The 2,023-nt window shown below is 47.7% G+C and carries 4 protein-coding genes; all 4 read right to left on the reverse strand.

Going from position 1 to position 2,023, the window contains the following annotated elements:
- Positions 1-279: 279 nt before the first annotated feature.
- The gene (locus tag EII26_RS12780) at positions 280-684 is read right to left on the reverse strand and encodes a DUF4279 domain-containing protein (RefSeq protein ID WP_124889533.1); all 405 of its coding nucleotides are present in this window, start codon (positions 682-684) and stop codon (positions 280-282) included.
- Between the two features lie 69 nt (positions 685-753).
- The gene (locus EII26_RS12785) at positions 754-1,275 is read right to left on the reverse strand and encodes a polymorphic toxin-type HINT domain-containing protein (RefSeq protein WP_124889534.1); all 522 of its coding nucleotides are present in this window, start codon (positions 1,273-1,275) and stop codon (positions 754-756) included.
- Between the two features lie 37 nt (positions 1,276-1,312).
- A complete protein-coding gene (locus EII26_RS12790; protein ID WP_124889535.1) occupies positions 1,313-1,558 on the reverse strand; it encodes a hypothetical protein in 246 nt (81 codons plus the stop codon).
- A 12-nt stretch (positions 1,559-1,570) separates the two neighbouring features.
- Positions 1,571-2,023 (reverse strand): hypothetical protein (locus EII26_RS13220; protein WP_158612347.1); only part of this gene is annotated, 453 nt, incomplete at its 5' end.

Raw genomic sequence — 2,023 nt, forward strand, 5'->3', positions numbered from 1 at the left:
CCGTCTCGCCCGTCAGCTGGTTCAGCGCGTTGTAGGTGTAGGTCGTCGCCACGCCGCCCACGCTCTTCGAAACGCGGTTCCCCGCCGCGTCGTAGGCGGTCCGCTTCTCCTGCCCCGCAAAACAATAACTCTTATTCGATTGTCAAAAATCAGGAAATTCTGTAATTTTGTTCAATTTCCTTTTCCATCGTCGTTCATAACATCATCGCAGGAAAGCTACAGGTAGACCTACCCACTTAAAAAGGCGAGGAGCCCCAAAAAATCCCCCTTGCTTAAAAATCAAGGTTTGTAGAGAGCAATTCCAAATTGAGCATTCAACGAAGCCAAAAGCGCTATTGTTTCTTTTGAGAGGCATAGCTCGGGTGCATCGCCGTTTTTCATCACGACAACACCACCAAAGTCTACACCAATTTCATAATCTTTGACCAGTTGCTGAAGAACCTCCACTTTTGCTCCGAGCTTTCCGAGCATGGAGATCATTTCATCAAATTTTTCCTGCAGGCATCTGCAGTGAGATTGTTCGGTTACCATGTACCAGTAGTAAAGAGGATTGGGTATCACTACAGTTTGTCTGCATTTTTTAGGTTCCACGCCTAATAAATTGGTAATAACATCCAAGGGCGAAGGGTAAAAAACGCTAAAGTCAACTTGGATCTGGGGATACACAGAACTCTTTTTTTTCAATTAAATTCCTTCCTTATTAATACAAAAAACTCAGTCAGATGCCATTGGGCATCTGATTGAGTTTTTTGGCTAATTGTAAAATAAGCCTGTATATATCGACTCTAACCCCTTACGAACTCCTTCCAAGATTACCTCCTTTGTGCTTTTATCCACATTTATATTGTACCGTTTTCCCATACTACCGACAAACGCTTTTTTAAAGTCTTTCGCATTTTTATAGCCAAAATGCTGCCCAACGCGATTTGCCTTTGCATTATTTAGGCATTTATTATGCACCAACACGCCACTTCCGACGAAGTAGGATTGGAAGTCCTCGACCTCGAGGTTGTAGACGGGGATGGGCTGGTCCAGCTTTTCCAGCCTCAGGCCCGTCACAATCCCCGCGTCGCCGGACAGGGCGTGGATGCTGTCCCCAACCGAGAGGTCGCCCGCCGCAACCCAGCCCTTGCCCACGACATAGAACGGGTGGCTGGTCGTCGCGTCGACGACGCCCCGGCTCGTCTCGATGTGCAGGAGCTCGTCGTTCTCCCGCACGAAGACCTCTTTGGCTGCCTTCAGCGCCCTCTCGCCGGTCTCGACGTTATGGGGCAGGGCCCCCCGGTAAAGCTGGGAGCCCCTTTATATCACTTCAATCAGAGAAATCGCGGAACAAATCGTCAATTTCTTTACTGTTACTGATATCTTTACAAGCAAAAATCTCACCAGGACTTATAAATTTCTCAATCTCAATTGAGCCGTCCTCCATGAATTCAACTTCCCAATGCTGTCCAGGAACAGCTATTTCAACCATTATAGCTTCATCACGGACTTTATTAAGCTGATAGTAAATTTTTTTCTCCTCAAGCATGTTAAGAAAACGCAATAGCTCCTGCATCTATTGCCCCTCCTACTTATCAAACCGGTGACTGGTTAGTAGCTTCCAAATCGTCTTGTAACCCGTTTTGTTTTGTTGCGCAAGCCGGCGCACAGTTTCCAGTGTCAGGGGGAGCAATTCATCCCAAGAAGGGCCTCCTGGATCCAAGGGAGCATTTTTAATGCTTGCCTTTTTCCCTTTTATAAATTCACGGACAGTTTTGTTTAAATCTATCGCAAGTTGAAGCTCCCTCAGAAATTCAGCCATTGACAAATGTCCACTGAGCACTGCATCTAAAATTTCAATCGTAATGTAACTGATGACAGAGAAAACTACAATTGCTTCCGCACGAGGGACCAGCATCCCCAATACGACCCAGAAGTTCAGTCCGCTCGACCCAGCGAGGATGCTCTGCCCCGCCATGGCGCCGCCCATCTCGCCCAGCGACCACAGGCCCGTCGGGTCCGTGTTGGTCACGGGGTTCGC

The sequence above is a fragment of the Fretibacterium sp. OH1220_COT-178 genome (genome assembly GCF_003860125.1).
Lineage (GTDB): Bacteria > Synergistota > Synergistia > Synergistales > Aminobacteriaceae > CAJPSE01.

Excerpts from the sequence above, each read along its gene's own strand:
- EII26_RS12790 (WP_124889535.1), bottom strand. The coding sequence starts at position 1,558 with ATGCAGGAGCTATTGCGTTTTCTTAACATGCTTGAGGAGAAAAAAATT.